Source organism: Rhodococcus sp. M8 (assembly GCF_015654185.1).
Taxonomy (GTDB): Bacteria; Actinomycetota; Actinomycetes; order Mycobacteriales; family Mycobacteriaceae; genus Rhodococcus; species Rhodococcus aetherivorans.
On sequence record NZ_CP064065.1, the window covers coordinates 4,678,604 to 4,703,522 of the forward strand.

The 24,919-nt window shown below is 69.6% G+C and carries 28 protein-coding genes; 13 read left to right on the top strand and 15 right to left on the bottom strand.

Annotated features, from left to right (window positions below; all coding sequences use genetic code 11):
• Window positions 1–137 precede the first annotated feature (137 nt).
• Window positions 138–1,646 (top strand): protein adenylyltransferase SelO, encoded by a 1,509-nt coding sequence (locus ISO16_RS21200; protein ID WP_072634263.1) that lies wholly within the window; start codon window positions 138–140, stop codon window positions 1,644–1,646.
• 138 nt (window positions 1,647–1,784) lie between these two features.
• Here the strand turns inward: ISO16_RS21200 and ISO16_RS21205 are convergent, their stop codons facing one another.
• Both ISO16_RS21205 and ISO16_RS21210 read right to left on the bottom strand, forming a co-directional pair.
• Window positions 1,785–2,429, bottom strand: coding sequence for a dihydrofolate reductase family protein (locus ISO16_RS21205; RefSeq protein ID WP_072634264.1), 645 nt, complete (start codon window positions 2,427–2,429; stop codon window positions 1,785–1,787).
• An 857-nt stretch (window positions 2,430–3,286) separates the two neighbouring features.
• Window positions 3,287–3,493, bottom strand: coding sequence for a zinc-ribbon domain-containing protein (locus ISO16_RS21210; protein ID WP_037200466.1), 207 nt, complete (start codon window positions 3,491–3,493; stop codon window positions 3,287–3,289).
• Window positions 3,494–3,717: 224 nt separating this feature from the next.
• On the opposite strand from ISO16_RS21210, the gene ISO16_RS21215 reads away from it, so the two are divergent.
• Genes ISO16_RS21215 through ISO16_RS28965 form a run of 3 tightly spaced genes read left to right on the top strand, consistent with a single transcriptional unit; the run spans window position 3,718 to window position 4,380 of the window.
• Window positions 3,718–3,927, top strand: coding sequence for a DUF2945 domain-containing protein (locus ISO16_RS21215; RefSeq protein WP_006937741.1), 210 nt, complete (start codon window positions 3,718–3,720; stop codon window positions 3,925–3,927).
• A gap of 15 nt (window positions 3,928–3,942) precedes the next feature.
• Entirely contained in the window at window positions 3,943–4,245 is a 303-nt protein-coding gene (locus tag ISO16_RS21220; RefSeq protein WP_006937742.1) for an MGMT family protein, read from the top strand.
• 12 nt (window positions 4,246–4,257) lie between these two features.
• Entirely contained in the window at window positions 4,258–4,380 is a 123-nt protein-coding gene (locus ISO16_RS28965) for a hypothetical protein (protein ID WP_268256882.1), read from the top strand.
• On the opposite strand, the gene ISO16_RS21225 is transcribed toward ISO16_RS28965, so the two are convergent.
• The gene (locus ISO16_RS21225) at window positions 4,364–4,702 is read right to left on the bottom strand and encodes a hypothetical protein (RefSeq protein WP_006937751.1); all 339 of its coding nucleotides are present in this window, start codon (window positions 4,700–4,702) and stop codon (window positions 4,364–4,366) included. The genes ISO16_RS28965 and ISO16_RS21225 overlap by 17 nt on opposite strands.
• A gap of 2 nt (window positions 4,703–4,704) precedes the next feature.
• Window positions 4,705–5,853: a Rieske 2Fe-2S domain-containing protein gene (locus ISO16_RS21230; protein WP_029540927.1), complete on the bottom strand. Its 1,149-nt coding sequence runs from the start codon at window positions 5,851–5,853 to the stop codon at window positions 4,705–4,707.
• Between the two features lie 191 nt (window positions 5,854–6,044).
• Here ISO16_RS21230 and hsaA point away from each other — a divergent pair, with 191 nt between their 5' ends.
• Genes hsaA through hsaB form a run of 4 tightly spaced genes read left to right on the top strand, consistent with a single transcriptional unit; the run spans window position 6,045 to window position 9,618 of the window.
• Window positions 6,045–7,220, top strand: coding sequence for a 3-hydroxy-9,10-secoandrosta-1,3,5(10)-triene-9,17-dione monooxygenase oxygenase subunit (hsaA, locus tag ISO16_RS21235; protein ID WP_006937755.1), 1,176 nt, complete (start codon window positions 6,045–6,047; stop codon window positions 7,218–7,220).
• 10 nt (window positions 7,221–7,230) lie between these two features.
• The gene (gene hsaD / locus ISO16_RS21240) at window positions 7,231–8,142 is read left to right on the top strand and encodes a 4,5:9,10-diseco-3-hydroxy-5,9,17-trioxoandrosta-1(10),2-diene-4-oate hydrolase (protein ID WP_072634266.1); all 912 of its coding nucleotides are present in this window, start codon (window positions 7,231–7,233) and stop codon (window positions 8,140–8,142) included.
• 1 nt (window position 8,143) lies between these two features.
• Window positions 8,144–9,046, top strand: coding sequence for an iron-dependent extradiol dioxygenase HsaC (gene hsaC / locus ISO16_RS21245; protein WP_006937760.1), 903 nt, complete (start codon window positions 8,144–8,146; stop codon window positions 9,044–9,046).
• Window positions 9,043–9,618, top strand: a complete 576-nt coding sequence (hsaB, locus tag ISO16_RS21250; RefSeq protein WP_029540935.1) for a 3-hydroxy-9,10-secoandrosta-1,3,5(10)-triene-9,17-dione monooxygenase reductase subunit — start codon at window positions 9,043–9,045, stop codon at window positions 9,616–9,618. Before hsaC ends, hsaB begins: the two co-directional genes overlap by 4 nt.
• A 25-nt stretch (window positions 9,619–9,643) precedes the next feature.
• On the opposite strand, the gene ISO16_RS21255 is transcribed toward hsaB, so the two are convergent.
• The 9 genes from ISO16_RS21255 to fadD3 all read right to left on the bottom strand — a co-directional run bounded on the left by ISO16_RS21255 (window position 9,644) and on the right by fadD3 (window position 18,375).
• Window positions 9,644–10,153 carry a DUF4190 domain-containing protein gene (locus ISO16_RS21255; RefSeq protein WP_006937762.1) on the bottom strand — a complete coding sequence of 170 codons (510 nt, stop codon included), beginning with the start codon at window positions 10,151–10,153 and terminating at the stop codon, window positions 9,644–9,646.
• On the bottom strand, window positions 10,150–10,809 hold the full coding sequence (locus tag ISO16_RS21260; RefSeq protein ID WP_065923059.1) for a PRC-barrel domain-containing protein: 660 nt from the start codon (window positions 10,807–10,809) through the stop codon (window positions 10,150–10,152). Before ISO16_RS21260 ends, ISO16_RS21255 begins: the two co-directional genes overlap by 4 nt.
• A gap of 76 nt (window positions 10,810–10,885) precedes the next feature.
• On the bottom strand, window positions 10,886–11,602 hold the full coding sequence (locus tag ISO16_RS21265; protein ID WP_072634267.1) for an acetoacetate decarboxylase family protein: 717 nt from the start codon (window positions 11,600–11,602) through the stop codon (window positions 10,886–10,888).
• Between the two features lie 183 nt (window positions 11,603–11,785).
• Entirely contained in the window at window positions 11,786–12,661 is an 876-nt protein-coding gene (locus tag ISO16_RS21270; RefSeq protein WP_029540948.1) for an aldo/keto reductase, read from the bottom strand.
• A 102-nt stretch (window positions 12,662–12,763) separates the two neighbouring features.
• The gene (locus ISO16_RS21275; RefSeq protein ID WP_043797521.1) at window positions 12,764–13,813 is read right to left on the bottom strand and encodes an acyl-CoA dehydrogenase family protein; all 1,050 of its coding nucleotides are present in this window, start codon (window positions 13,811–13,813) and stop codon (window positions 12,764–12,766) included.
• Window positions 13,810–14,775 (bottom strand): acyl-CoA dehydrogenase family protein, encoded by a 966-nt coding sequence (locus tag ISO16_RS21280; protein WP_072634268.1) that lies wholly within the window; start codon window positions 14,773–14,775, stop codon window positions 13,810–13,812. Before ISO16_RS21280 ends, ISO16_RS21275 begins: the two co-directional genes overlap by 4 nt.
• Window positions 14,772–15,932, bottom strand: a complete 1,161-nt coding sequence (locus ISO16_RS21285) for an acyl-CoA dehydrogenase family protein (protein ID WP_006937775.1) — start codon at window positions 15,930–15,932, stop codon at window positions 14,772–14,774. Before ISO16_RS21285 ends, ISO16_RS21280 begins: the two co-directional genes overlap by 4 nt.
• Window positions 15,932–16,831 (bottom strand): enoyl-CoA hydratase, encoded by a 900-nt coding sequence (locus tag ISO16_RS21290; RefSeq protein WP_072634269.1) that lies wholly within the window; start codon window positions 16,829–16,831, stop codon window positions 15,932–15,934. The genes ISO16_RS21285 and ISO16_RS21290 overlap by 1 nt, the downstream gene beginning before the upstream one ends.
• Window positions 16,828–18,375: a 3-[(3aS,4S,7aS)-7a-methyl-1,5-dioxo-octahydro-1H-inden-4-yl]propanoyl:CoA ligase gene (gene fadD3, locus ISO16_RS21295; RefSeq protein ID WP_072634270.1), complete on the bottom strand. Its 1,548-nt coding sequence runs from the start codon at window positions 18,373–18,375 to the stop codon at window positions 16,828–16,830. The genes ISO16_RS21290 and fadD3 overlap by 4 nt, the downstream gene beginning before the upstream one ends.
• Before the next feature lie 44 nt (window positions 18,376–18,419).
• Between fadD3 and ISO16_RS21300 the strand changes: the two genes are divergently transcribed.
• From ISO16_RS21300 to ISO16_RS21315, 4 genes are all read left to right on the top strand, one after another.
• Entirely contained in the window at window positions 18,420–19,643 is a 1,224-nt protein-coding gene (locus ISO16_RS21300) for an acyl-CoA dehydrogenase family protein (RefSeq protein ID WP_006937778.1), read from the top strand.
• Window positions 19,640–20,440: an SDR family oxidoreductase gene (locus ISO16_RS21305; RefSeq protein ID WP_006937781.1), complete on the top strand. Its 801-nt coding sequence runs from the start codon at window positions 19,640–19,642 to the stop codon at window positions 20,438–20,440. Before ISO16_RS21300 ends, ISO16_RS21305 begins: the two co-directional genes overlap by 4 nt.
• Before the next feature lie 65 nt (window positions 20,441–20,505).
• Window positions 20,506–21,108, top strand: coding sequence for a TetR/AcrR family transcriptional regulator (locus tag ISO16_RS21310; protein WP_043797511.1), 603 nt, complete (start codon window positions 20,506–20,508; stop codon window positions 21,106–21,108).
• A 34-nt stretch (window positions 21,109–21,142) separates the two neighbouring features.
• Complete coding sequence (locus ISO16_RS21315) at window positions 21,143–22,291, top strand: acetyl-CoA C-acetyltransferase (protein WP_006937784.1); 1,149 nt, start codon at window positions 21,143–21,145, stop codon at window positions 22,289–22,291.
• Between the two features lie 66 nt (window positions 22,292–22,357).
• Here the strand turns inward: ISO16_RS21315 and ISO16_RS21320 are convergent, their stop codons facing one another.
• Both ISO16_RS21320 and ISO16_RS21325 read right to left on the bottom strand, forming a co-directional pair.
• Window positions 22,358–22,762, bottom strand: coding sequence for a hypothetical protein (locus ISO16_RS21320; protein WP_065923055.1), 405 nt, complete (start codon window positions 22,760–22,762; stop codon window positions 22,358–22,360).
• Between the two features lie 68 nt (window positions 22,763–22,830).
• Window positions 22,831–24,228, bottom strand: a complete 1,398-nt coding sequence (locus ISO16_RS21325; protein WP_006937788.1) for a cytochrome P450 — start codon at window positions 24,226–24,228, stop codon at window positions 22,831–22,833.
• An 88-nt stretch (window positions 24,229–24,316) separates the two neighbouring features.
• On the opposite strand from ISO16_RS21325, the gene ISO16_RS21330 reads away from it, so the two are divergent.
• Window positions 24,317–24,901, top strand: coding sequence for a TetR/AcrR family transcriptional regulator (locus ISO16_RS21330; protein ID WP_029540975.1), 585 nt, complete (start codon window positions 24,317–24,319; stop codon window positions 24,899–24,901).
• Window positions 24,902–24,919: the final 18 nt, after the last annotated feature.

A 24,919-nucleotide genomic window follows, 5' to 3' on the forward strand; every position in this document is an offset into this window, starting at 1 on the left:
GACGAGCAGGACGAGCCCTGCCGGTGACGGGGAGTGTGGGCTCGCGGTGCGGTGACGTCGAGCACCGCGAGCTGGTGGCCGGGTGCGTTCTCGGTCGTGAGCGGCGGGCCAGGTGGTGCGATGGTTACCCTCGACTGATGGCGGCATTCCCGGAGTCCACGGTAGGCACGAACTCGGCGGTGGCGCGCCTCGAGAGCACCTTTGCCGACGAGTTGGCCGCCCTGGCGGTGCCGTGGCAGGGCGCTCATGCCCCCGACCCGACGTTGCTGGTGCTCAACGAGCAGCTCGCGGTGTCGCTGCGATGGGACGTGGAGGTGCTGCGGAGCGAGGTCGGGATCGGGGTGCTGTCCGGATCGACGGCGCCGGCTGGGGCCACGCCGGTCGCGATGGCGTATGCGGGACATCAGTTCGGCGGGTACGCACCCCTACTCGGGGACGGCCGGGCGTTGCTGCTCGGCGAAGTGGTGGGCAGTGACGGTCGGCGAGTGGATCTGCACCTGAAGGGCTCGGGGCCCACGCCGTTTTCTCGGGGCGGTGACGGCTTCGCGGTCCTCGGCCCGATGCTGCGCGAATACCTGGTCAGCGAGGCCATGTATGCCCTCGGTATTCCCACGACGCGTGCGCTGTCGGTGGTCGCGACGGGCCGCCGCGTTCGCCGAGACGGCGCCGAGCCCGGTGCCGTGCTCGCCCGGGTCGCGGCCAGTCACCTGCGGGTGGGCACCTTCGAATTCGCGGCCCGGCAGGAGGGGGTCCTGCAGCGGCTCGCCGACTACGCGATCACCCGCCACTACCCGGAGTTGACCGAGCTGCCGGCGACGGGTGAGGGCGGTCGCTACCTGGCGTTCTTCGAGGCGGTGGTCGAGGCGCAGGCAGCACTGGTGGCGCAGTGGATGCTCACCGGGTTCGTGCACGGGGTGATGAACACCGACAACACGACCATTTCGGGGGAGACCATCGACTTCGGTCCGTGCGCCTTCCTCGATGCGTTCGATCCGGCGGCGGTGTTCAGTTCGATCGATCACGGCGGCCGTTATGCGTTCGGCAATCAGCCCGCTGTCCTGAAGTGGAATCTGGCGCGCTTGGCGGAAACGCTGCTGCCGATGCTCGATTCGACGCCGGATGACGCGATTGCCGCGGTGTCGGCAGTCCTCGATACCTTCGACGCGCGTTACGAGGGCCACTACGCCGCCGGGATGGCGGCCAAGCTCGGGGTGGCCGGCACGCTCCTCGATCGAGCGCTGGTCGACGACCTGCTGAGGTTGATGGCCGAACACGGCGCCGACTGGACGGGCAGCTTCCGGGCGCTCGCGGACGAACTCCGTGGGCATTCGGCGCCGCTGCACGCCCTCGTCCCGCGCGAGCACATCGGGCCGTGGGTGGATCGCTGGCGGGGCGCCCTGAGCACACAGGGGCGTGGGACAGCGCAGACCGCGGACGCGATGGACGGCGTGAACCCGCTGTACATCCCGCGCAATCATCAGCTCGATGCGGCTCTGCGTGCCGCGGCCGACGGTGAGCTCGCTGCTTTCGAGAAGCTGCTCGAGGTCGTCACGCATCCGTTCGACCGCCGTGACGAGTGGTCCGACTACACCACACCCGCCCCGTCGTCGTTCAGTGCAACCTTCCGAACCTTCTGCGGCACATAACGCCCGAATACCCACCGCTGGGCACTGCTGTGTTCGTGTCGGGGGACTCCCTCGCCGGTGCTGCGCCGCCGGGAACGACGTCGGCAGACCTGGCGGAGGCACCCCCGAGGACACGGACCCAGCTGGTGCGGGGCGGGTTCAGCCGTCTCGCCCGGCGCCGCGGTCGGGGGCGCTCATGTCCCCGGTGCCGGGTATGCCGTCGGCGCGCCCGTAGCGCAGGTACACGGTGCCCGTCGGGCCGGCGACCGGCGGTGCGAGGAGGGTGAGGTTGGTGGGCACCGCGCCGGCGTCGAACACCTTCTTCCCGACGCCGAGCACGATCGGGTGCACCCACAGGTCGAGCCGGTCGAAGAGTTTCTCGCGCAGCAGGGTCTGGACCAGATTCAGGCTCCCGACGACCTTGACGTGCTCGTGCCGGTCCCGGATTTCGCGCACCGCGCCGGCCAGATCCGGGCCGAGCTGCGTGGATCCGGCCCAGGAGAGGTCGGGCCGACCGCGGGAGGCCACGTACTTCGGGACGCTGTTGAAGAGCGTGGCGATCTCGTGGTCCTCGCCGCCGTCCTGGTACGGCCAGTAGGCGGCGAAGATGTCGTAGGTCCGGCGGCCGAGCAGCAGGGCATCGGTGCCTTCGTAGGCGGCCCCGATCTGCGCGCCGGTGACCTCGTCGAGCAGGGGTGCCTGCCAGCCGCCGAACGGGAACCCTTCCGGGTCTTCGTCGGGGCCGCCGGGTGCCTGTCCGACGAGGTCGAGGGTGGTGAACAGTTCGATGTCGATCAGGCCCATGGCGTGGCTCCCGGTGAAGTGATGTGTCTCGGTCGCAAAGGTAGACCTGCGGGCGTCGGCGGACTCATCGCTGTGACGGCATCGAACTTCGTCCTCCTCGACCGGCCTCGCGCGGTGCATCGGTCACCACCGGTCCTGCGGCGTCCGTGCGTTGCCCGGCAGTCCGGGCTCGGCGGGCGGTGCACATCTCCTCACTCGCCTCGATCGGGGTGGGGTCGCGCAGGTCGTGCCGGAGAACGGCCGCCCATGCGGTCGGCGGCGTCGCGCGGACACCGCTGGGGGCAGTGCCCCAGCGGGCATGGTTTCCCGACCGGGTGGTGTCGGAGAAGGGCGCTGAGCAGTTTCAGCTCTTGACGTGACCGAGCAGTGGGCGAGTGATGATGTGGGGAGCTTCGGTGAGGATCGAGCCGACCACTGTCTCGCAGCTGCCGATGCCGTGGATCAGGCTTGGACTTGGCCGGCCCACCAGAGGCCGCCTTCTGCGGTGCCTCGGCGAACGTGCCGCTGCGCTGCTCGCCACCCGATGGATGGCATTCGACAGGATCACCCTGTGCCCCAAGAAAATCGGTTCTATCATCTCGGGCCGGTAGCCGGTAGCCGGTAGCCGGTAGCCGGTAGCCGGTAGCCGGTAGTCGGTAGTCGGTAGTCGGTCTGGTGGTCGATGGGGGTGGGGTCGTGGAAACGGTCGCGCGCCCGGGAAACAGTGCCCCTGACGGAGTGTTTCGACCGGATTGTAGAAGTCTCTGTTGCGCAACGATTTTCGTGTGACAGCACAGGGTGCTGCAGCTGTTGAACAACCGTGTCGGCTGAGTGCGCCGACGCACGCTCCGTCGGTGGCGCGTCGACGATGAAGGCGCTCAGACTTCGACGGCGGTGCCGCAGATGCCACATTCCTCCAGCTGCCGGCGCTTCCATCGCGCGACCGGAACGAAGAACAACGTGAACTGGCTGAATTCCCGGATCCGTGCCCACTGTGTGGTGTTGTGGCAGCGCGGGCACGTTCGGGTCTGCCCGGAGCCGAGGTGTTGCCGCTTGGTGCCGTATCCGAATAGAAGGAACACCACGCCAGCATAGAGCGATGCTGAGTAGACGGTCGTCAGGTGGCAACGGTCTCGAGGGATACCACGCGATGACCACAGCCGACGATATCGATCGGCACCAGTTGCCCGAAGACCGACTCGCCAGCCAACCCCGCCTGCCGGCGATCTGCTGTCGCCTCTTCCGCCGGCATACAGAAGCCGTGAGCCGGGTAGCCTCACGAGGACGAACATCGAGTGGAGGAAGGGCTATGACGACTGACTTCTCCGTTGGCGACCATGTCCGGTGGAACTCCGAAGCCGGATACGTCGAGGGCGTCATCATCAGGAAGCACACGAAGGACGTGGAGTTCAAGGGGCGCACACGGCGTTGCAGTGAGAGTGACCCTCAATACGAGATCAAGAGCGACAAGACCGAGCACATCGCGATGCACAAAGGCGATGCGCTGAAGAAGCTTTAGGGGGCCGGAATCCCGATGGTCACTCGAGACGAGACGAGCATCATCGACGCGGTCCGGGAGGCAGTCGCTGCCATCCCTCCGGGCTCGGTTGCCTCCTATGGCGATATCGGCAAGAGAATCGGGGCGGGTCCACGGCAGGTGGGCCGAGCGATGAGCCTGCTGGACGACAACGTTCCCTGGTGGCGAGTCGTCTACGCCGACGGAACAACCGCCTCGTGTCACGGCGGTCGTGCACCGGCACTCCTGCTCGAAGAGGGCACCCCCGTGGCCGGGAAGCGGGTTGACATGCAACGCGCTCGGCAAGGATGGATGGACTGACGATCCCTGACGGTGGGTCAGCTCGAGGAGTACCGGGTGCGGCACGTCTATCGGGTGTCGGCGACGGCGCCGGTGCTCGATTCGCTCGAACAACTCGCCGCTCCGCGGCGCGGCGACGTCAGTCCGGCACGGTGATCCGGCCGTCGAGCACCGCCTGCTCGATGCTTGCGCGCAGTTGCGGGCAGCCGTCTCGCAGGGCGCCCGGGGTCGCGTCGTCCCGGAAGTTCGGGCACACCGACGCGGGGTTCTCGCACCACTGCACGCTCGTGTGGTCGAAGCTGTTCTTGCGCACCAGCACGCAGGTGCCGCACTCGCGGCACCGCACCTCGTGCAGGCCCGAATCCAGGTAGTTGATCTTGTCGATGGCGGTCTGCGCGCGGACCGCCTCGACCCGCGCGGGCTGGCCGGCGAAGTCCGGGGCCTTCGCCCACCGGCGCGCCCGGGTCGAGGGATCCATCGTCAGACCTCCGCTTCCTGCTTGCCCTGTTCCTGCTCGGCCTTCTGCCGCGCGAGGTTCTCGGCGACCTCCGCCTGCCACGCCTCGTTGGCCTTGGTGGTGTCCACCTCGTATTCGAAGCGCTGCGTCATCTTCTCGGTGACGTCGGCGACGTCGACGTAGAACTGCTCGTACCAGCGTCGCAGCTGATAGACCGGGCCGTCCTCCTCGCACAGCAGCGGGTTGTCGATCTTGGTCTTGTTCTTCCAGATCTCGACGTCCTGCAGGAAGCCCTCGCCGATGCCCTCGGTGAACTTCGCGGCGAGCTTGGCCGACATCTCGTCGGACATCCCGGTCGGCTTCTTGACGATGATGCCGTACTGCAGCACGAACGAGTCGTGGGTCACGGGGTAGTGGCAGTTGATCAGCACCGACTCGACCTCGTAGCCGCCGTAGCTGTTGGTCATCGGATTGATCATGTAGGAGGGACCGTAGTACGCCGCGAACGACTTCAGCAGCGACTCCATGCCGTACTGGGTGGACATGCCCTTGTCGGGCCGGCCGCGGGTGTTGAGGTACTGCGCGGCGACGTGCCCTTCGAAGACGTTCTTGAAGTAGGTCGGGAACGCGTAGTGGATGTAGTAGAAGTGCGCCATATCCACGACGTTGTCGATGATCTCCCGGCAGTTGGCGCCCTCGATGAGGATCGAGTTCCACGTCCAGTCGGTCCACTCACCCGACCCGTACTGCTCGATATCGGGGATCGTGACCTCCGGCGGCGGGGGGTTGCCCTCGGGGTCGTTCCATACGAACAGCTGCCCGTTCTTCTCCATCGTCAGCCAGGAGCGGGTGCGGGCGAGCGGCGGCACGCGACGGGCGTAGGGAATGCCGGTGCACTTGCCGTTGCCGCCCCACCGCCAGTCGTGGAAGGGGCAGGCGACGGAGTCGCCCTTGATCTCACCCTGCGACAGGTCGCCGCCCATGTGCCGGCAGTAGGCGTCGAGGACCTTCGGGTCGCCCTGGCTGTCGGCCCAGACCACGAGCTTCGTGCCGAAGGCCTCGACGGCGTGCGGCTTGCCGTCCTTGAACGTCCTGGCGAGCCCGAGGCAGTGCCAACCCCGCGCGAAACGCGTGCGGACCTCTCCGACGTCGATCTCGCGAATCTGTGCCATTGTCCCCTCACTTCCCTTCGGTTCATCTAGTAGAACACGTTATAGAATATTGCGGCGATCCGGAAGCGATCCGGGACTTTCGTCCCACAGAAAAGACGCCGACGTGCGGTGATTCCGCGGTCTCGACATGAATGGGAACGTGTTCTAGTCTCGAAGCAAGCGATCATTTCCGGAACAGACGGGAGCGTCCAGTGGGCGACCACGAGAGCCACGAGGTACTGCAGCGGATCGACGCGCTGCTGCCCGCCCTGCGGGAACGTGCACAGGAGACCGAGGATCTTCGCCGCATCCCCGACGACTCGATCAAGGCGCTGCAGGAGACGGGGTTCTTCCGGCTGCTCCAGCCGAAGCAGTGGGGCGGCTACGAGGCCGACCCGGTGCTGTTCTACACGGCTGTCCGCAACATCGCGAGCGCGTGCGGCTCCACCGGATGGGTGTCCGGGATCATCGGTGTCCACAACTGGCACCTGGCCCTGTTCTCGCAGCAGGCCCAGGAGGACGTATGGGCCGAGGACACCGACGTGCGCATCTCCTCCTCCTACGCCCCGATGGGCGCCGGCGAGGTCGTGGACGGCGGCTACCGGGTCAACGGCGCGTGGGCATGGTCCTCCGGGTGCGACCATGCCACGTGGGTCGTCGTCGGTGGCCCAGTCCTCAAGGACGGCCGCCCCGTCGATTTCGGCAGCTTCCTGATCCCGCGCGCGGACTACGGGATCGACGACGTCTGGAACGTGGTCGGCCTGCGCGGCACCGGGTCGAACACGATCGTGGTCGAGGACGTGTTCGTGCCCCGGCACCGCTTCCTCAGCTTCAAGGCGATGAGCAACCTCACCGCCCCCGGCCTCGAGCGCAACACCGCGCCGGTCTACAAGATGCCTTGGGGCACAATCCATCCCACCACGATCTCCACGCCGATCGTCGGCATGGCCTACGGCGCCTACCGGGCCCACGTCGAGCATCAGGGCAAGCGCGTGCGCGCCGCCTACGCGGGGGAGAAGTCCAAGGACGATCCGTTCTCGAAGGTGCGGATCGCCGAGGCCTCGAGCGACATCGACGCCGCGTGGCGCCAGCTGTCCGGAAACGTCGCCGACGAGTACGCGCACCTCGTCGCCGGCGAGGAGGTCCCGATGGAACTGCGGCTGCGCGCCCGTCGCGACCAGGTCCGCGCCACCGGCCGCGCCATCGCGTCCATCGACCTGCTGTTCGAGAACTCCGGTGCCACCGCCCTCGCCAACGGCACGCCGATCCAACGGTTCTGGCGCGACGCCCACGCCGGGCGTGTCCATGCCGCCAACGACGCCGAGCGCGCCTATGTGATGTTCGGCGCCGGCGAGTTCGGACTGCCGATCACCGACACGATGGTGTAGGGAGACCGAATTGACTGCGACGGAAGAGATCACCTACGAGTCGACGTCCCGGTTCGCTCAGGTGCGCCACGACCTGCGGCTGCACTACCACGAGGCGGGGGTCGGACACGACACCACGATCGTGTTGCTGCACGGCGGCGGTCCAGGCGCCTCCGGCTGGTCCAACTTCGCCCGCAACATCCCCGTGCTGGCCGAGCGCTTCCACATCATCTGTGTCGACCAGCCCGGTTACGGCAAGTCCGACAAGCCCACCGAGCATCCGCAGTACTTCGTGCACAGCGCCACCGCGCTGAAGGACCTGCTCGACCACCTCGGCGTCGACGGGCGCGTGCACCTGCTCGGCAACTCGCTCGGCGGCGGTGCCGCGGTGCGGTTCGCACTGGACTTCCCGGACCGGGCCGGACGGCTCGTGTTGATGGGGCCGGGGGGATTGAGCGTCAATCTCTTCGCGCCCGACCCTACCGAGGGCGTTAAGCACCTCGGCCGGTTCGCGGCGCCGCCGGAGGGCCCGACCAGGGAGAAGCTCGAGGCGTTCCTCCGGGTGATGGTGTACGACCAGTCGCTGATCACCGAGGAGCTGGTCGAGGAACGCTTCGCCGCCGCGAGCACCCCCGAGTCGCTCGCCGCTGCGCGCGCGATGGGAAAGTCGTTCTCCGGACCGGACTTCGAGCTGGGGATGCTCTGGCGCGACGCGTACAAGCTGCGGCAGCGGGTGCTGTTGATCTGGGGCCGGGAGGACCGGGTCAATCCGCTCGACGGGGCACTCGTCGCGCTCAAGCTCATCCCCCGCGCCCAGCTGCACGTCTTCGGCGGCTGCGGGCACTGGGCCCAGCTCGAGAAGTTCGACGAGTTCAACCGCCTGACAATCGATTTCCTGACCGACCGGAGCGGTCGGGGCGAGCGAAGCGACGGGAGTGTCTGACATGGGTATCCGATCCCTCGCGTATCTGCGCATCGGCGCCACCGACATGGACGCCTGGCGCGAGTACGGGCTGAAGGTGCTCGGCATGGTGGAGGGCAAGGGTGTCCACCCGGACGCCCTGTACCTGCGGATGGACGACTTCCCGGCCCGGCTGATCATCGAGCCGCACGAGAGCGACCGGCTGCTGGTCGCGGGCTGGGAGACGGCGAACGCCGCCGAGCTGCAGGAGGTGCGCGACAACCTCGCGGCCGCCGGGGTCCCGTTCAAGGAGGGCACGGCCGAGCAGCTCGCCGACCGTCGTGTGGACGAGCTGATCGTGTTCCAGGACCCGTCCGGCAACACCCTCGAGGCGTTCCACGGGGTGGCGCTCGAGCACCGCCGCGTGGTCAGCCCGTACGGGCATCGGTTCGTCACCGGCGAGCAGGGACTCGGGCACGTCGTCCTGTCCACCCGCGACGACGAGGAGGCCCTGCACTTCTACCGCGACGTCCTCGGCTTCCGGCTGCGGGACTCGATGCGCATGCCGCCACAGATGGTGGGCCGCCCGGCCGACGGGAAACCGGCCTGGCTCCGCTTCTTCGGGTGCAACCCACGGCACCACAGCCTGGCGTTCCTGCCGATGCCCACGCCGAGTGGCATCGTGCACCTGATGATCGAGGTGGAGAACGCCGACGACGTCGGGCTGTGCCTGGACCGGGCGCTGCGCCGGAAGGTGAAGATGTCGGCGACGCTGGGCCGGCACGTCAACGACCTCATGCTCTCGTTCTACATGAAGACCCCGGGTGGCTTCGACGTCGAATTCGGCTGCGAGGGAAGGCAGGTCAAGGACGAGGAGTGGATCGCCCGGGAGTCCACAGCGGTCAGCCTGTGGGGTCACGACTTCAGCGTGGGGATGCAGCCGTGACCACCCCCGACGACGGTGGGATCGACCCTCGGGTCTTCCGGAACGTGCTGGGCCAGTTCTGCACGGGGGTCACGATCATCACCACCGTCGACGCGGGCGAGCCGGTGGGATTCGCCTGCCAGTCGTTCGCGGCGCTGTCGCTGGAGCCGCCGCTGGTGTTGTTCTGCCCGACGAGGACGTCGCGGTCGTGGTCCGCGATCGAACGATCCGGGCGCTTCTGCGTCAACGTGCTCGCGGAGGAGCAGCAGGACACGTGCGCCCGGTTCGGGTCCCGGGAGCCGGACAAGTTCGCCGGCGTCGAGTGGAGCCCGTCACCGCTCGGCTCGCCCGTCCTGACCGGATCCCTGGCGCACATCGACTGCACCGTCGAGACCGTGCACGACGGCGGCGACCACTGGGTGGTGTTCGGACGGGTGTCCTCGCTCAGCGAGGTGCGCGACGAGAAGGAGCGGCCGCTGTTGTTCTATCGCGGCCAGTACACCGGCATCGAGCCGGACAAGACCGTGCCGGCCCCCTGGCGCGACGACCTCGAGGCGTTTCTCACCAGTACCTCGGAGGACACCTGGCTCTAGGGGGCCGGCACGGCCGGCCGGACGGTTACTCGCCGGGCTGGGGCACCTGGATGCTGTCGGGCAGCTGGTCGCGGGCCCGGTCGAGTTGCTGTTCGAGCTGCTCGACCATGCGGTCGTTGTTGAGCACCGTCACCACACCCGCCACGTAGGCGATCGACAGCACGAGCGAGACGATGCTGAGCACGATGCCCGCGATGGCGACGCCGCGCCCGGTCACGCCGAGGCGACGTGCCGCGCGAAGGCCCACGATGCCGAGCACGAGCCCGACGAGGGACAGCACCAGGCCCACGGGGGAGAGGACGAGCGAGAGCACGCACACCAGGGCGGCGGTGCCGACAGCGAGTGCGAGGGCGGCGGCCACACTCGTCTTGGCCGGCTTCGTCGTCACCCGCTCCTCGAAGGGCGCGGCGGCGGTGGTGGTGCGGTCCGTCACCCGGTCGTCCGTGACCACGCGCTCGCGGCCGGGAACGGGGTCGCGGCCGGGAACGGGGTCTCGGCCGGCGGCACTGGCACCGGCGGGCTCACGTTCGATCATCGTCGGTCCTCCTGGTCGGGGTGCTGGCCGGGGGCGCCCTCGTCGACGTAGTACTCGGTGGTCACGACCCGCTTGTGGAGTCGCGGGCCGGGCGAGGGGGCGCCGTGTTGCGTTGTGTCACCGGTGCCACCGGGATGCGACGGTGTGGCCGACGGCGGAGCCGAGGTGGACACACCCGGCGCGCCTCCTTGCGGCGTCCGATGGGTCTCCGGTGTCCGGTCGGTGTCGCGCAGCCGATCGGCGTCGGGTGTCCGGTCGGTGTCCGGTGTCCGGTCGGTGTCGCGCAGCCGATCGGCGTCGGGCGTCCGGTCGACGTCCGGTGCACGACCGGTGTCGGTGTCGGTATCCGCCCTGTCGTAGTAGCGGTAGAGCTGCGTCTCCTCCTCGGGGGTGAGACGGCCGTCCTCGTCGATGTTCGGGGCGCCGGTCACCGTGTCCTTGTCGAACGGCAGACGGATGTCCTTGCCGTCCAGCTCGGCGACGTCGATCGGCACGAAATGCCGACGGGTGCCGAACAGGCCGGTGACGACGGTGATCCAAGCAGGGTTCCCGGTGCGGTTGTCGAGGTAGACCTCGCCGACCTTGCCGAGCTTGTCGCCGCCGGGTCCGTAGACGGTGGCGCCGACAAGTGCATCGATGTCGCTGTTGTTGATCATGGTGACCTCACCGATCGATTGTGTCTTCGAGTCGGTGGGTGCCCGCTGCGACGGGCGTCGAAACCCGAAGGCCGGATCAGATCGGTTCGGCGTCTCCGAAGGTCATCTGCAGACGGGGGATCGACGAGGTGAGCAGCGCGCGCCGGGGCAGCCCCAGCGCGCGCAGTTCGCCGGCGATGGGGTGGGTTCCGAGGCGCAGGGTGGCACCGCCGACGCGGCTGCGCACGCCGGCGGGATTCATCGCCCATCCGGTGCGCCGGGTGATCCCGTCCAGATGGGCGTAGGCCGTGACGGAGGCGGCGGCACCACGCCCGGGAACCGCGAGGCCCGGGCGCACCGACAGTTCCGCGATCAGCTGCCCGTCCCGGCTCACCGACGCGCGCTTGACGGCGCCGGCGTGGTCGGCGTCGAAGTCGGCGAGGATCTTGGGGAACCCCCAGATTCCCCGTCCTGCCGCCAGGGTGAGCTCGCCGTCGACGGGCAGTTGATGGATCAGGGCGCCGGCGCCGCCGCGGGCGAGTTCCCGCAGATCCTGCAGCACGGTACCGCCGCGCCGGCGATGGTCACGAACGAGGAAGCACACGCCGAACTCGTTGTAGGGTCCGAGATCTCCGTCGACGTAGTCCACGAACACCAGGATGCAGATACCGCGCCCCGGGCGGTGGTGCAGCAGTTCGAGTCCCGTGTGATCGATCAGGGCCCGAGCCGGGGCGGCGGGCACCGAGTACATCGCCATGAATGCCGTCGCGGTCCGAATCCGCACCGGCATCTCGATCGGGGTGCCCGAGATCATGTGTGTCGTCACGTCCTGCCCCTCTGCGCGAACCGATCGCGAACCCGCGACCGACCGGGTCCTGAATGAGAACGTGTTCTACTATTCGTGCTGCGTCCTGGAAGCGCAAGGTGATCGGCGAATACGCCCGGAAACGGGCAGCCGCGTGCCGAGGGGCGCGGCTGCCCGTGCGGGGATCGTCCGTCAGTCCGGCGCGCCGATGTTCATCTCGTCCGGGTGCATGCCGACGCGCGTGCCGTCGTCGAGGGTCGCGATCTCGCTCAGGTCGAGGTCGTCGAGTTCGAAGTCGAACACGTCGAAGTTCTGCGCGATCCGCGCGTCGTGGACCGACTTCGGAATCACGATCAGGCCGTTCTGCAGGTGCCAGCGGATCAGCACCTGGGCCGCGGACTTGCTGTGCCGGTCCGCGATGCGCGTGATGATCGGATCGATCAGCAGCGTGTTCGGCTTGGAATCGCGCCCCCACCCGGAATTGCTGGTACCGCCCAGCGGGCTCCACGATTCGACGGCGATACCGTGGTCGGCCGCGAAGGCGCGGATCTCCTGCTGGGGCAGGTGCGGGTGCAGCTCCACCTGGTCCACGGCGGGCAGCATGCCGCCGCGATCGACGAGCAGCTGCAGGTGGTGCGGCTCGAAGTTGCACACGCCGATCGCCTTCGCCCGGCCGGACCCGGCGATCTTCTCGAGTGCGTCCCAGGTGCGCAGCAACCGGTCGTTGTCCTGCAACGGCCAGTGGATCAGGTACAGGTCGACGTAGTCCGTGCCCAGGCGGCGGAGGCTCTCGTCGAACGCCTGCAGTGCCCGGTCGTAGCCCTGGTCGGCATTCCACAGCTTCGTGGTGAGGAAGACGTCCTCCCGCGGGACCGCGGAGGCCGCGATACCGCGCCCGACGCCCTCCTCGTTCCCGTACGCGGCGGCGGTGTCGATGTGCCGGTAGCCGGCCTCGTCGAGGGCGAAGCGCACGGCGTGTTCGGTCTGCTCGTTGGTGGCCTGCCAGACTCCCAGGCCGAGCTGCGGGATGGTGGTTCCGGAATTCAGCGTGATCACGGGAGTGCTCATCGTCCCAGGCTAACGACTGCCGGATCGCCCCGCGGCCCGAGCGAATGTACCCCTCACTCGATCAGGCCGACGCGATGGTTCATTCGCTCGGGCACGCGGGCGTCACATTCCGATCGCGGCCAGGAACTCGCGCGGCTGCCCGAACAGCTGGGCGGTGCCGTGGGCGCGCTTGAAGTACAGCTGCGCGTCGTGTTCCCACGTGATGGCGATGCCCCCGTGCAACTGGATCGTCTCCGCGGCCACCTGCTCGAACGCCTCCGAGCAGTACACCTTCGCCGCATACGCGTCCTGCGTATCCTGCGACAGCGCCGCCGCGTACGACATCGAGCGCGCGGTCTCCACCAGCGCGTACATGTCGGCCATGCGGTGTTTGAGCGCCTGGAAGGACCCGATGACGCGGCCGAACTGCTTGCGGTTCTTCGTGTACTCCACGGTCAGATCCAGCGCGGCCTGTGCCGCACCGACCTGCTCGGCCGACAGCGCGATCAGCGCGACGGTGCGCAACCGGTCCACGAGATCCGCCGGGCACGCGAGCGGCCGCCCGGTCACCCCGTCGAACCGCACCTGCGCGAGGCTGCGGGTCGGGTCCATCGTCGGCACCCGGCGCCGGGTCACGCCGGTCGCGTGCGGATCCACCTCGAACAGGGCGACGGCGTCCCCGTCGCGCGCGAGCACCAGCAAGGTGCTCGCGACGTCTCCGCCGAGCACGTAATGCGCGGTGCCGTCGAGCCGGTCGCCGGTCGCGGTCACCCCCGGCGACGACCAGCCCGCCGCCGAGGCCCAGCACACGGCCGCGATCTCCCCGGCGGCGATGCCCGGCAGCAGCCGCGCGCATGCTTCGGTGTCGCCGGACAGCAGCAGCGCCTGCGCCGCGAGCACCGCCGAGCCGAGCATCGGTGACGGCGTCAGCGTCCGGCCGAGTTCCTCGAGCACGACGTGGGTCTCGGCGAGCGAGGCGCCCACGCCGTCGTAGTCCTCGGGCACGGCGAGCGCCGCCACCCCGATCTGCTCGACCATCCGCTCCCACAGGCCGGCGTCGTAGCCCTCGGGCGCGGTGATCGCCTTGCGCACCGCCGACGAGTCGGAGTGCTTGGCGAGCAGGTTGCGCACCGACTCGCGCAGCGCGGCGCGGTCCTCGGTTTCGAACGTCACGACGCCTCCAGCGCGTCGACGATCCGCGCCCGGTGCACGTCGGGCGTGCCCCACGCGGTGACGAGGGCGCGGACCTTCGTCAGCCACAGCGACAGATCGTGTTCCCGGGTGTAGCCGATGGCGCCGTGCACCTGCAGCGCGGTCCGGGCCGCACGGTAGGCGGCGTCGCCGCATGCGACCTTGGCGGCAGAGACGTCCCGCGACGCCTGCGGCAGCCCGTCGCGCACCGACAGCGCCGCGCCGTGCAGCAGCGGCCGGGCCATCTCCAGCGCGACGGCCACCTCGGCGAGGTGGTGCTTGACGGCCTGGAAGGAGCCGATGGCCCGGCCGAACTGCCGGCGCTGCTGCGCGTACTCGGTGGTGCGCTCGAGCAGCGTCCGGCCGAGCCCCTGCAGCTGCGCCGCGGTGGCGAGCGCGCCGAGGTCGAACGCGGCGCCGAAGTCGGCTTCACCCAACGGCTCTCCCGCCGAGACGGGGAACAGCCGGCGGGCCGGGTCGACGGACTCGCGCGGCTGCCCGGGGGTGCCGACGGACACGGCTGAGCCGTCGACGTGCAGCACCAGGTCGGCGACGTCGGCGTCGACCGCGAACGGCACGTCCGGAGCGGCGGCGACTGTCGCGAGCGCGCCGGAGGTCAGGGCCGGCAACCGGTCCGGCGCCGCGGCCGCGAGCAGCACCGGGGCGACGGCGACGGTGTCGACGACCGGGCCCGGCACGGCGTGGCGGCCGAGTTGTTCGACGGCGACGACGAGGTCGACCGCGTCGGCACCCACGCCGTCGTGGTCCTCGCCGACGAGCAGGCCGCCGAGCCCGATCTCGGCGAGACGCTGCCACACCTTCAGACCGGGGCCGGTGTCGCCGGCGCTCCACGCGCGGATCACGGCCGGCATGTCGGACTTGGCGAGCAGCGCATCGATACTGGACGCGAAGTCCTCGTGGGAGGAGTCGAGCGCGAATCTCATCGGTCGCCCTTCGGGAGGCCGAGCAGGCGCTCGGCGATGACGTTCTTCTGGATTTCGTTGGTGCCGGCGTAGATCGGGCCGGACAGCGAGAACAGGTAGCCGTCCGTCCAGCCGTCGACCAGCTCGGCGGCGGCGCCCTGCAGGTCGAGCGCCGTCTCGTGGGCGGCGATGTCCCACTCCGACCAGAACACCTTGTTGATGGACGACTCCGCGCCGAGCTGCCCGCCGTCCTGCAATCGCGTGACCGTGCCCCAGGTGGACAACTCGTAGGCGCGCGCGCCGATCCAGGTGTCGGCGACGCGGTTGCGCAGGGCCGCGTCGCCGTGCAGATCCGACGACTTGTACAGCTGCAGCAGCCGGTCGGCGGTGGCGAGGAACCGCCCGGGGGAGCGCAGCGACAGGCCGCGCTCGTTGGAGGCGGTGCTCATCGCGACCCGCCAGCCCTCGTTCACGCCGCCGATGACCCCGGACGCGCCGGGGTCGGCGGGATCGTCGGGCACGAACACGTCCTCGAGGAAGATCTCGGCGAAGCCGGGCTCGCCGTCGAGCTGGTCGATGGGCCGGACGGTGACGCCCTCCGCGCGCAGGTCGAACATGAAGTACGTGATGCCCTTGTGCCGCTGCGCTTCCGGGTCGGAGCGGAACAGACCGAAGCCCATGTCCGCGAAGGACGCCCGGGAGCTCCACGTCTTCTGCCCGTTGAGCAGCCAGCCGCCGTCGACGCGGGTGGCCGTCGAGCGCAGCGACGCGAGGTCGCTGCCGGACTCGGGTTCGGACCAGGCCTGTGCCCAGATGTCGTCGGCGCGCGCCATGCGGGGCATGATGCGGGCGAGCTGGTCGGGGTGGGCGTGCTCGAACAGGGTGGGGGCGAGCAGGAAGATGCCGTTCTGGCTGACGCGTCCGGGTGCCCCGGCACGGTAGTACTCCTCCTCGAACACCACCCACTGCAGCAGCGAGGCGTCGCGGCCGCCGAGTTCCTCGGGCCAGGACACCACGGACAGCCGGGCGTCGGCGAGGGTGCGTTCCCACCGCCGGTGCTCTTCGAAGCCCTCCGCGGTGTCCATCGACTTCAGTGGGGTCTGCGGGACGTGCTCGGCGAGGAACGCGCGGACCTCGTCGCGGAAGGCGAGGGTTGCGTCGTCGAACTCGAGATCCACTACTTCGCTCCGTCCTGGGCCGTGGGGCCCGCGTTGCTCGCGGGGGAGGGGCGGGCGCTCGCCGCCATCGACTTGGCGTTCATGCCGCCGAGGGAGTCGGTGCCGACCTCGGCGTTGTGGGCGTGGGCGAAGTGGTGCAGGCCGAACACCGAGTCCATGCCGTTCCGCATGCCCATCTGGTCCTCGCACTGGTTGACGGCGCGCTTGGTCAGGGCCAGGCCGAACCGCGGCATCTCGGCGATACGCGCGGCCAGGGCGAGGGTCTCCTCCTCGAGCTTCTCGCGCGGCACGACGCGGTTGACCATGCCGACCTCGTATGCGCGCTGGGCGCCGAAGCGGTCGCCGGTGTAGAGGATCTCCTTGGCGAAGCGGGTGCCGAGGACCCACGGGTGGGCGAAGTACTCCACTCCGGGAATGCCCATGCGCACCACGGGATCGGAGAAGAACGCATCCTCCGACGCGACGATCAGGTCGCACACCCAGGCGAGCATGAGGCCGCCGGCGATGCACGCGCCCTGCACCATCGCGATCGTCGGCTTGGGGATCTCCCGCCAGCGGCGGCACATGCCCAGGTACACCTCCATCTCGCGGGCGTAGCGCTGGTCGCCGCCGGGCTTGTCGACGTGGTCCCACCACATGACGGCCTTGTTGTCGTAGTGCACGTGGTGATCACGCCCGGGGGTCCCCAGGTCGTGGCCGGCGGAGAAGTGCTTGCCGTTGCCGGCGAGCACGATCACCTTCACCTCGTCGTCCTCGACGGCCCGTTCGAACGCGGCGTCGAGGGCGTAGGTCATCACCGAGTTCTGCGCGTTGCGGTAGTCCGGCCGGTTGAGGGTGACGATCGCGACGCCGTCGCGCACCTCGTAGGTGACGACGTCGGGTTCGTAGGGGACGGTCATGACTTCTCCTCACGCAGAATGTTTTTCAGAACCTTGCCGGACGGGTTGCGGGGCAGGTGCCCGGTGAAGCGGACCGAGCGGGGCACCTTGAAGTTGGCCAGCTTCTCCTTGCAGAACGCGATCACGGCCTCCTCGGTCAGGCCGCTGCCCTCGAGGGCGACGACGTACGCGCGGCCGACCTCGCCCATGCGCTCGTCGGGCACACCGATGACCGCGACCTCGTGCACGCCGGGCAGGCGCATCAGCGCCGCCTCGATCTCGGCGGGATAGACGTTGAACCCGCCGCTGATGTACATGTCCTTGAGCCGGTCGGTGATGTCGAGGTAGCCGCGTTCGTCGAGGGTGCCCACGTCGCCGGTGTGCAGCCAGCCGTCGGCGTCGATCGTCTTGGCGGTGGCCTCCGGGTCGTCGAGGTAGCCGAGCATCACGTTGGGGCCCCGCAGCAGGATCTCGCCCTTGTCGCCGATGCGGACCTCGAAGCCGGCGGTGGCGCGGCCGGAGGAGGTGGAGACGGTGACGGGATCGTCGTCGGTGCGGCACATCGTCGCGACCACGGCCTCGGTCTGCCCGTACGCGGTGAGCACCGCGTCGAAGCTCAGTTCGTTCTGCATGCGTTCGACGAGCGCGACGGGCACGGGTGCGGCCCCGGTGACCGCGATCCGCAGGGACGACATGTCGAGTTCGTCGCGGCGGGGGTGGTCGAGGATGCTCTGGTAGATCGTCGGCGCCCCGGGCAGCACGCTGATCCGCCGGTCGGCGACGGTGGCCATCACCTTCTCGACGTCGAACACCGCCATCGGCACGACGGTGCTGCCCGCGAGCAGCGCCGCGACGAAACCGGCCTTGTATCCGAAGCTGTGGAAGAACGGGTTGATGACGAGATAGTTGTCGTCCGGCGTGAGTTCGGCGCAGTCCGCCCACGCCCGGGCGACCCCGATCAGCTGCCGGTGGGCGCTGAGCACACCCTTGCTCCGCCCTGTGGTGCCGGAGGTGAACAGGATGTCGGAGACGTCGTCGGGGGAGACGGCCCGCGCGCGGGCGTCGGCTTCGGCGCGCGCGTCCTCCGTCGCCGAGGCGAGGAACTCGTCCCAGTCCACCACGCCGTCGGCGGGGGCGTCGGTCCCACCCAGCGGGACCCGCACGACGGTGGGAATGTGCAGTTTCGGCGCCGCGGCGCGCAGGGCCGCGTACCGGTCGGTGCCGAGGAAGTCCCCGGCAACGACGAGGGCGCCGGCGTCGATCCGGTCGAGGATGTCGTGCGCCTCGTCGCCGGTGTATCGGGTGTTGACGGGGACGACGATGCCGCCGGCCCAGTGGATCCCGAGCGCGGCGACGATCCAGTGGTGCGTGTTGGGCGACCAGATCGCGACGCGTGCGCCGGGCCCGACGCCGTGGGCGACGAGGGCGGCGGCGAATTCGCGGACGTGGTCGCGCAGTTGTGCGAACGTCGGTTGCACGTCGCCGTCGACGATCGCGGTCCGGTCGGCGTGCGCCGATGCGGCGCGTTCGAGGGCCGCCGGTGTGGTTCTCGGTTGTGCGGTCACGGAGCTCCCTACCTAGCAAGTGCTTGGTAGGTTATCGTACAGACGTGCATCAGAGCGAGAGACTGGACGACACGGGTTTCGACAACGCCGCGTTCGCCGCCACGGTCCGGCAGTGGCTGGAGGACAATCTGACCGGCGAATTCGCCGAGCTGAAGGGCAAGGGTGGCCCGGGCAGCGAGCACGAGTACTTCGAGCAGCGCCTGGCCTGGGACCGGCATCTCGCCGCCGCCGGATGGACCTGCATCGGCTGGCCGGCCGAGTACGGCGGACGCGGCGCCACCCTCGAACAGCAGGTGATCTTCCACGAGGAGTACGCGAAGGCGAACGCGCCGGCCCGCGTGAATCACCTCGGCGAGGAACTGCTCGGGCCCACCCTCGTCGCCTTCGGTACCGAGGACCAGAAGCGCCGCTTCCTGCCCGGCATCCGGAACGTCACCGAACTGTGGGCCCAGGGCTACTCCGAGCCCGGCGCCGGTTCCGACCTGGCCAACGTCGCCACCACCGCCCGGCTCGAGGACGGCAAGTGGATCATCAACGGCCAGAAGGTGTGGACGTCCCTCGCGCACGTCGCACAGTGGGCGTTCGTGGTCTGCCGCACCGAACCCGGCTCTTCCCGGCACCATGGCCTGAGTTTCCTGCTCGTGCCGCTCGATCAACCGGGCGTCACGGTCCGGCCCATCCAGCAGCTCACCGGCACCTCCGAGTTCAACGAGGTCTTCTTCGACGACGCCGTCACCGACGCCGACCTCGTCGTCGGCGCCCCCGGCGACGGGTGGAAGGTCGCGATGGGACTGCTCACCTTCGAGCGCGGCGTCTCCACCCTGGGCCAGCAGATCGGCTTCGCCCGTGAGCTGCAGGGCGTCGCCGACCTCGCCGCATCCAACGGTGCCGCCGAGGATCCGCACATTCGCGAGCGGATCGCGCGCGCCCGCATCGGCCTGCGCGTGATGCGCGCCCACGCCGTGCGCACCCTCGGCGAGGCCGACCCCGGCCAGGCGTCGGTGGCAAAGCTGCTGTGGGCCAACTGGCACCGCGACCTCGGCAAGCTCGCGATGGACGTGCAGGGCCCGGCCTCGCTCGTCGGGCCGGAGCACGACCATGCCGGCAACCCGTCGGTGCTCTCGGATCCCGAGCATCTCGAGCTCGCCGAGTGGCAACGGCTGTTCCTGTTCACCCGCGCCGACACCATCTACGGCGGATCCAACGAGGTCCAGCGCAACATCATCGCCGAGCGCGTGCTCGGCCTTCCCCGAGAGGCCCGTCCGTGACCACTTCCCCCCTCGCCACGCCGCCCGTCGAGACCCCGGGCCACGGCCTGCTCGCCGGCAAGAAGGTCGTCGTCACCGCCGCCGCCGGCACCGGCATCGGTTTCGCGACCGCCCGTCGCGCCCTGCTCGAGGGCGGCGACGTGCTCGTCTCGGACTTCCACGAGCGTCGGCTCGGGGAGACGGTCGACAAGCTCGCCGCCGAGTTCCCGTCGCAGCAGGTCGACGCCCTCGTGTGCGACGTCTCCTCCACCGAGCAGGTCGACGCGCTGATCACCGGCGCCGCCGACCGGCTCGGGCGCATCGACGTGCTGGTCAACAACGCCGGCCTCGGCGGTGAGACCCCGGTGGTCGACATGACCGACGAACAGTGGGACCGCGTCCTCGACATCACCCTCACCAGTACCTTCCGCGCCACCCGCGCCGCGCTGCGCTACTTCCGGTCGGCCGGCCACGGCGGCGTCCTCGTCAACAACGCCTCGGTGCTCGGCTGGCGCGCGCAGCACTCGCAGGCGCACTACGCGGCCGCCAAGGCCGGCGTGATGGCGCTGACCCGCTGCTCGGCGATCGAGGCCGCCGAGTACGGGGTCCGGATCAACGCCGTCGCCCCGTCGATCGCGCGGCACGCCTTCCTCGCGAAGGTCACCAGCGAGGACCTGCTCGACCGGCTCGCCGCCGACGAGGCGTACGGGCGGGCCGCGGAGGTCTGGGAGATCGCCGCGACCATCGCCATGCTCGCCAGCGACTACACCACGTACCTGACCGGCGAGGTCGTCTCGATCTCCTCGCAGAGGGCCTGACCCGTGCGCGGTTCCGGTAGCCGCCGCCACCGGAACCGCGCACGGCAGCCTGAAAGGATGCCTCCATGACTCCTCCCAGAGACGATGCTGCCAAGTCCGGGCGTCGCGCCGAGTTGCTCGATATCGCCGCTCAGCTGTTCGCCTCGCGCGGGGTGCGTGCCACCACCGTGCGCGACATCGCCGACGCCGCGGGCATCCTGTCGGGCAGTCTCTATCATCACTTCGACTCCAAGGAGTCGATGGTCGACGAGATCCTGCGGGGATTCCTCGACGACCTGTTCGGCCGCTACCGCGAGATCGTCGCCTCGGGGGCGGACTCCCGCGCCACCCTCGAGGCGCTCATCACCGCGTCGTACGAATCGATCGACAAGTCGCACGCCGCGGTCGCGATCTACCAGGACGAGGCCAAGCGGCTCGTGGAGAACGAGCGGTTCTCCTACATCTCCGACCTCAACACCGAATTCCGCGACCTGTGGGTGGGGGTGATCGAGCGCGGCATCGCCGACGGCACGTTCCGGCCGGACGTCGACGTCGAACTCGTCTTCCGGTTCCTGCGCGACACCGTGTGGGTGGCCGTGCGCTGGTACCGGCCCGGCGGCACCCTCACCGCCGACAAGGTGGCGCAGCAGTACCTGTCCATCGTGCTCGACGGACTTGCCAACCCCTGAACCGACCTTCCCCGGAACCGACTAGGAGTCCCTCATGACCGAGGCATACATCGTCGACGCGGTACGCACCCCGATCGGCAAGAAGAACGGCGGCCTGTCCGCCGTCCACCCGGCCGACCTGGGCGCGCACGTGATCAAGGCGATCGTCGACCGCACCGGCATCGACCCGAGCGACGTCGACGACGTCGTCTTCGGCTGCGTCGACGCGATCGGTGGCCAGGCCGGCAACATCGCCCGCACCGCGTGGCTCGCCGCCGGCTACCCGCAGCACGTTCCCGGCGTCACCGTCGACCGGCAGTGCGGGTCGAGCCAGCAGGCCCTGCACTTCGGTGCGCAGGCCATCCTGTCCGGCACCGCCGACCTCATCGTCGCCGGCGGCGTGCAGAACATGTCGCAGATCCCGATCTCCGCGGCCATGATCGTCGGGCAGCAGTACGGCTTCGACACCCCGTTCGGCGGTTCGACCGGCTGGACCGAGCGCTACGGCGACCAGGAGGTCTCGCAGTTCCGCGGCGCCGAGATGATCGCCGACAAGTGGGATCTCAGCCGCGAGGACCTCGAGCGCTGGGCGTTGCAGAGCCATGAGCGGGCCAAGGCGGCCATCGCCGAGGGCCGGTTCGAGGGCGAGATCGTCCCGCTCGGCGACGCCACCGTCGACGAGGGACCCCGCGAGACGAGCCTCGAGAAGATGGCGTCACTCGCGACGCTCGTCGAGGGCGGCCGGCTCACCGCCGCCGTCGCCAGCCAGATCTCCGACGGTGCCTCGGCGGTGCTGCTCGCCTCCGACGAGGCCGTGCGCAAGTACGGCCTGAAGCCCCGCGCCCGGATCCACCACCTCAGTGCCCGCGGCGACGACCCGATCTTCATGCTCAGCGCGCCCATCCCGGCGACGCAGCATGCGTTGGAGAAGACCGGCCTGAGCATCGACGACATCGACCTGATCGAGATCAACGAGGCCTTCGCCCCCGTCGTGCTGGCCTGGATCAAGGAGATCGGCGCCGACCCGGCCAAGGTCAACGTCAACGGCGGCGCCATCGCGCTGGGCCACCCGCTCGGCGCCACCGGCACCAAGCTGATGGCGACTCTGCTGAACGAGCTCGAGCGCCGCGAGGGTCGCTACGGCCTGCTGACGATCTGCGAGGGCGGCGGCACCGCCAACGTGACGATCATCGAGCGGGTGTAGACAGGCGGCTGCGCCGCCGGTGTGTCCCTTGGGCTGTCAGGGCAGCCCAAGAGACACACCGGCGCGTCAGCGCAGGGTCGGATCGGTGACCCGGTCGCTGCTGCCGGCGGTGCGGAACGCGTGGTCGGCGAGGTCGGCGAGCGGATCGGCGGGCAGGACGTGGACGATCTGCTCGTGGACGATGCCCCCGTCCGGGCACCAGACGAGCACGCGCCGCGGTCCGGGTGCGACGCCGTGGGCGACCATCGAACCGGACGGTTCGACGGGCAGGCTGCGGGTGTGGCCGTCCGCATCGGGATCGACACGGCAGCTCTCCGGATGGACGGGCACACCGTGCACCGTCACCTTCACCCGCTCCCGGCCCGCGACGACGTCGGCGGTGGGCCCCGCCTGCGCCGTCGCCGGGACGGCCAGGGCCGCAACGATCGTGGACAGCGCCGCCGCCGTGACGCCTGCGGAACCGAATCTCATGGTTTCTCCCTCCCGTGCGGGCCTCTCCCACCCGCCCGGCTCAGCCTACGACACGGGTGGGCGCCGGCTCAGGACCGCAAGGACACCCGGGCGTGTAGTCCCTCCGGCATGAGGGTGAGCCGTTCGGCCACCTTCAGCCGGTAGGCGGGGTCCATCGCCAGGTCGTAGCGGCGCAACAGGGTTCCCAGCACGAGCGTGGCCTCGTGCAGCGCGAACTGCCTTCCTATGCAAGCGCGTTCGCCGGTGCCGAACGGTTTGTACACGTGCGCGGGCCGGGCCCGGACCCGTTCGGGCAGGAAGCGGTCGGGGTCGAACTCGTCGGCGTCGTCGCCCCAGACCGCCGGGTCGCGGTGCACCGCGGGCAGCAGCACGAGCACCCAGTCGCCGGCACGCATCCGGTATCGGCCGGCGAGGGTGGTGTCCACCCTCGCCTCTCGCGCGTACGCGGGCGCGGTCGGCCACAGGCGCAGCGCCTCGTCGAGCACCCGGCGGACGTAGCGCAGCTTGGCGATCTGCTCGAATGCGGGCTCGCCGTCGCCCCAGATCTCCTCGACCTCCGCCCGTGCCCGCGCGTAGGCCTGTGGGTCGCGCATCAGGTAGTAGAGAGCGAACGACAATGCGCCCGAAGTTGTTTCGTGACCGGCGACGAGGAAGGTGAGCACCTGGTTGCGGATGTTGATCTCGTCGAGCTTGTTGGGATCGTCCTCCCGTGCCGCCCGCAGCATCAGCTCGAGCAGGTCGTCGGGGGCGGGGCCGGGGGCGTCGCGCCTGCTGTGGATCACCGCGTCGACGACGTCGCGCATGTGCGCCCGGTCGAGGTCGTACTGCCGCTTGGCGGCGGGGAAGAGGAAGCGCCCGACGACCGGCACGGTGCGCAGCATGCTGCGCTGCGAGAACGAGAGTCCGCCGACCATCGCCTCGACGAACGGGTGCCGCGCCGCACGCTCGAACGGCTCGAACGAGTAGCTGAAGCCGCTGCGGCCGATGGTCTCCAGCGTCAGCTTCGTCATGTCCGCGGCGATGTCCACGTCGCCGCCGCTGCGCGCCGTACGGTCCCAGTGTGCGACGAGCTGGGCGGTGACGTCGAGCATCGTGGCGTGGTACCGGCGCATCGCCTGCTGGGTGAACGCGGGCATCAGCAGCTCGTGCGCGCGGCGCCAGTTCGGTTCCTCGTTGAAGGCGGTGAACAGCCCGTCGCCGCCGATCGCGCGCAGGGCCTCCACACCCGGCGCGAGGTGCTTGGCGAAGCGTTTCTCGTCGGACAGCTCGGCCGTGAGCTCGCCGGAGCAGACGAACACGAAGCGGCGGCCGAAGGCCGTGCGCTCGAACACCGGGCCGAGGGCCTTGTGGATTGCCATCGAGTTCTGCACCGGGGTCTCGAGCGACATGCCCAGGACGTCGCCGACGAGGGGGAGACGTTTCGGCGGGCGCGGAATTTCTGTGTCGAACACCCGTGACGTGGCCATGGCCATGCTCCGACCCCCAGTTATTGAATCCGTGTACAGTAATCACGCTACGCCGGGACGGACGGGTGTCAAGAACTAGATTGAGTCCGTGGCCCGATCCCGCCGACGACTCGATCCCGAGCAGCGCCGCGCGCAGCTGCTCGACATCGGCGCGCGCCTGTTCGCCGAGCGCGCCTACGAGGACGTGTGGATCGAGGAGGTCGCCGAACTCGCCGGGGTCTCGCGCGGCCTGATGTACCACTACTTTCCGACCAAACGAGACTTCATGGCGGCGGTCGTCCAGCGCGAGTCCGACCGGCTGCTCGCCGTCACCGAACCGGATCCGCAGCTCACCGTCGCCGAGCGGATCATCGCGGGCCTCGACGCCTACCTCGACTACGTCGCGTCGCACCGGCAGGGCGTCGCGGCGGTCAACCGGGCCGCGGACTCCGCCGACGCCGGTATCCGCGCGATCGTCGACGCCGAACTCGGCGTTCAGCAGGAACGCATCCTCGACGCGCTCGCCCCGCCCGACGACGAACGCGAACTCGTCGCGGTGGCCGTGCAGGGATGGATCGCCCTCGTGCGTAGCGTGTGCGTCGACTGGCACGATCACCCCACGGTCACCGGGACGCAGCTGCGGGAGCTCTGCCTGAATGCGCTGCGCGGCATGCTCGGCGGTCGCCTCGGCTGAGGACCCGGGTTACCCTCG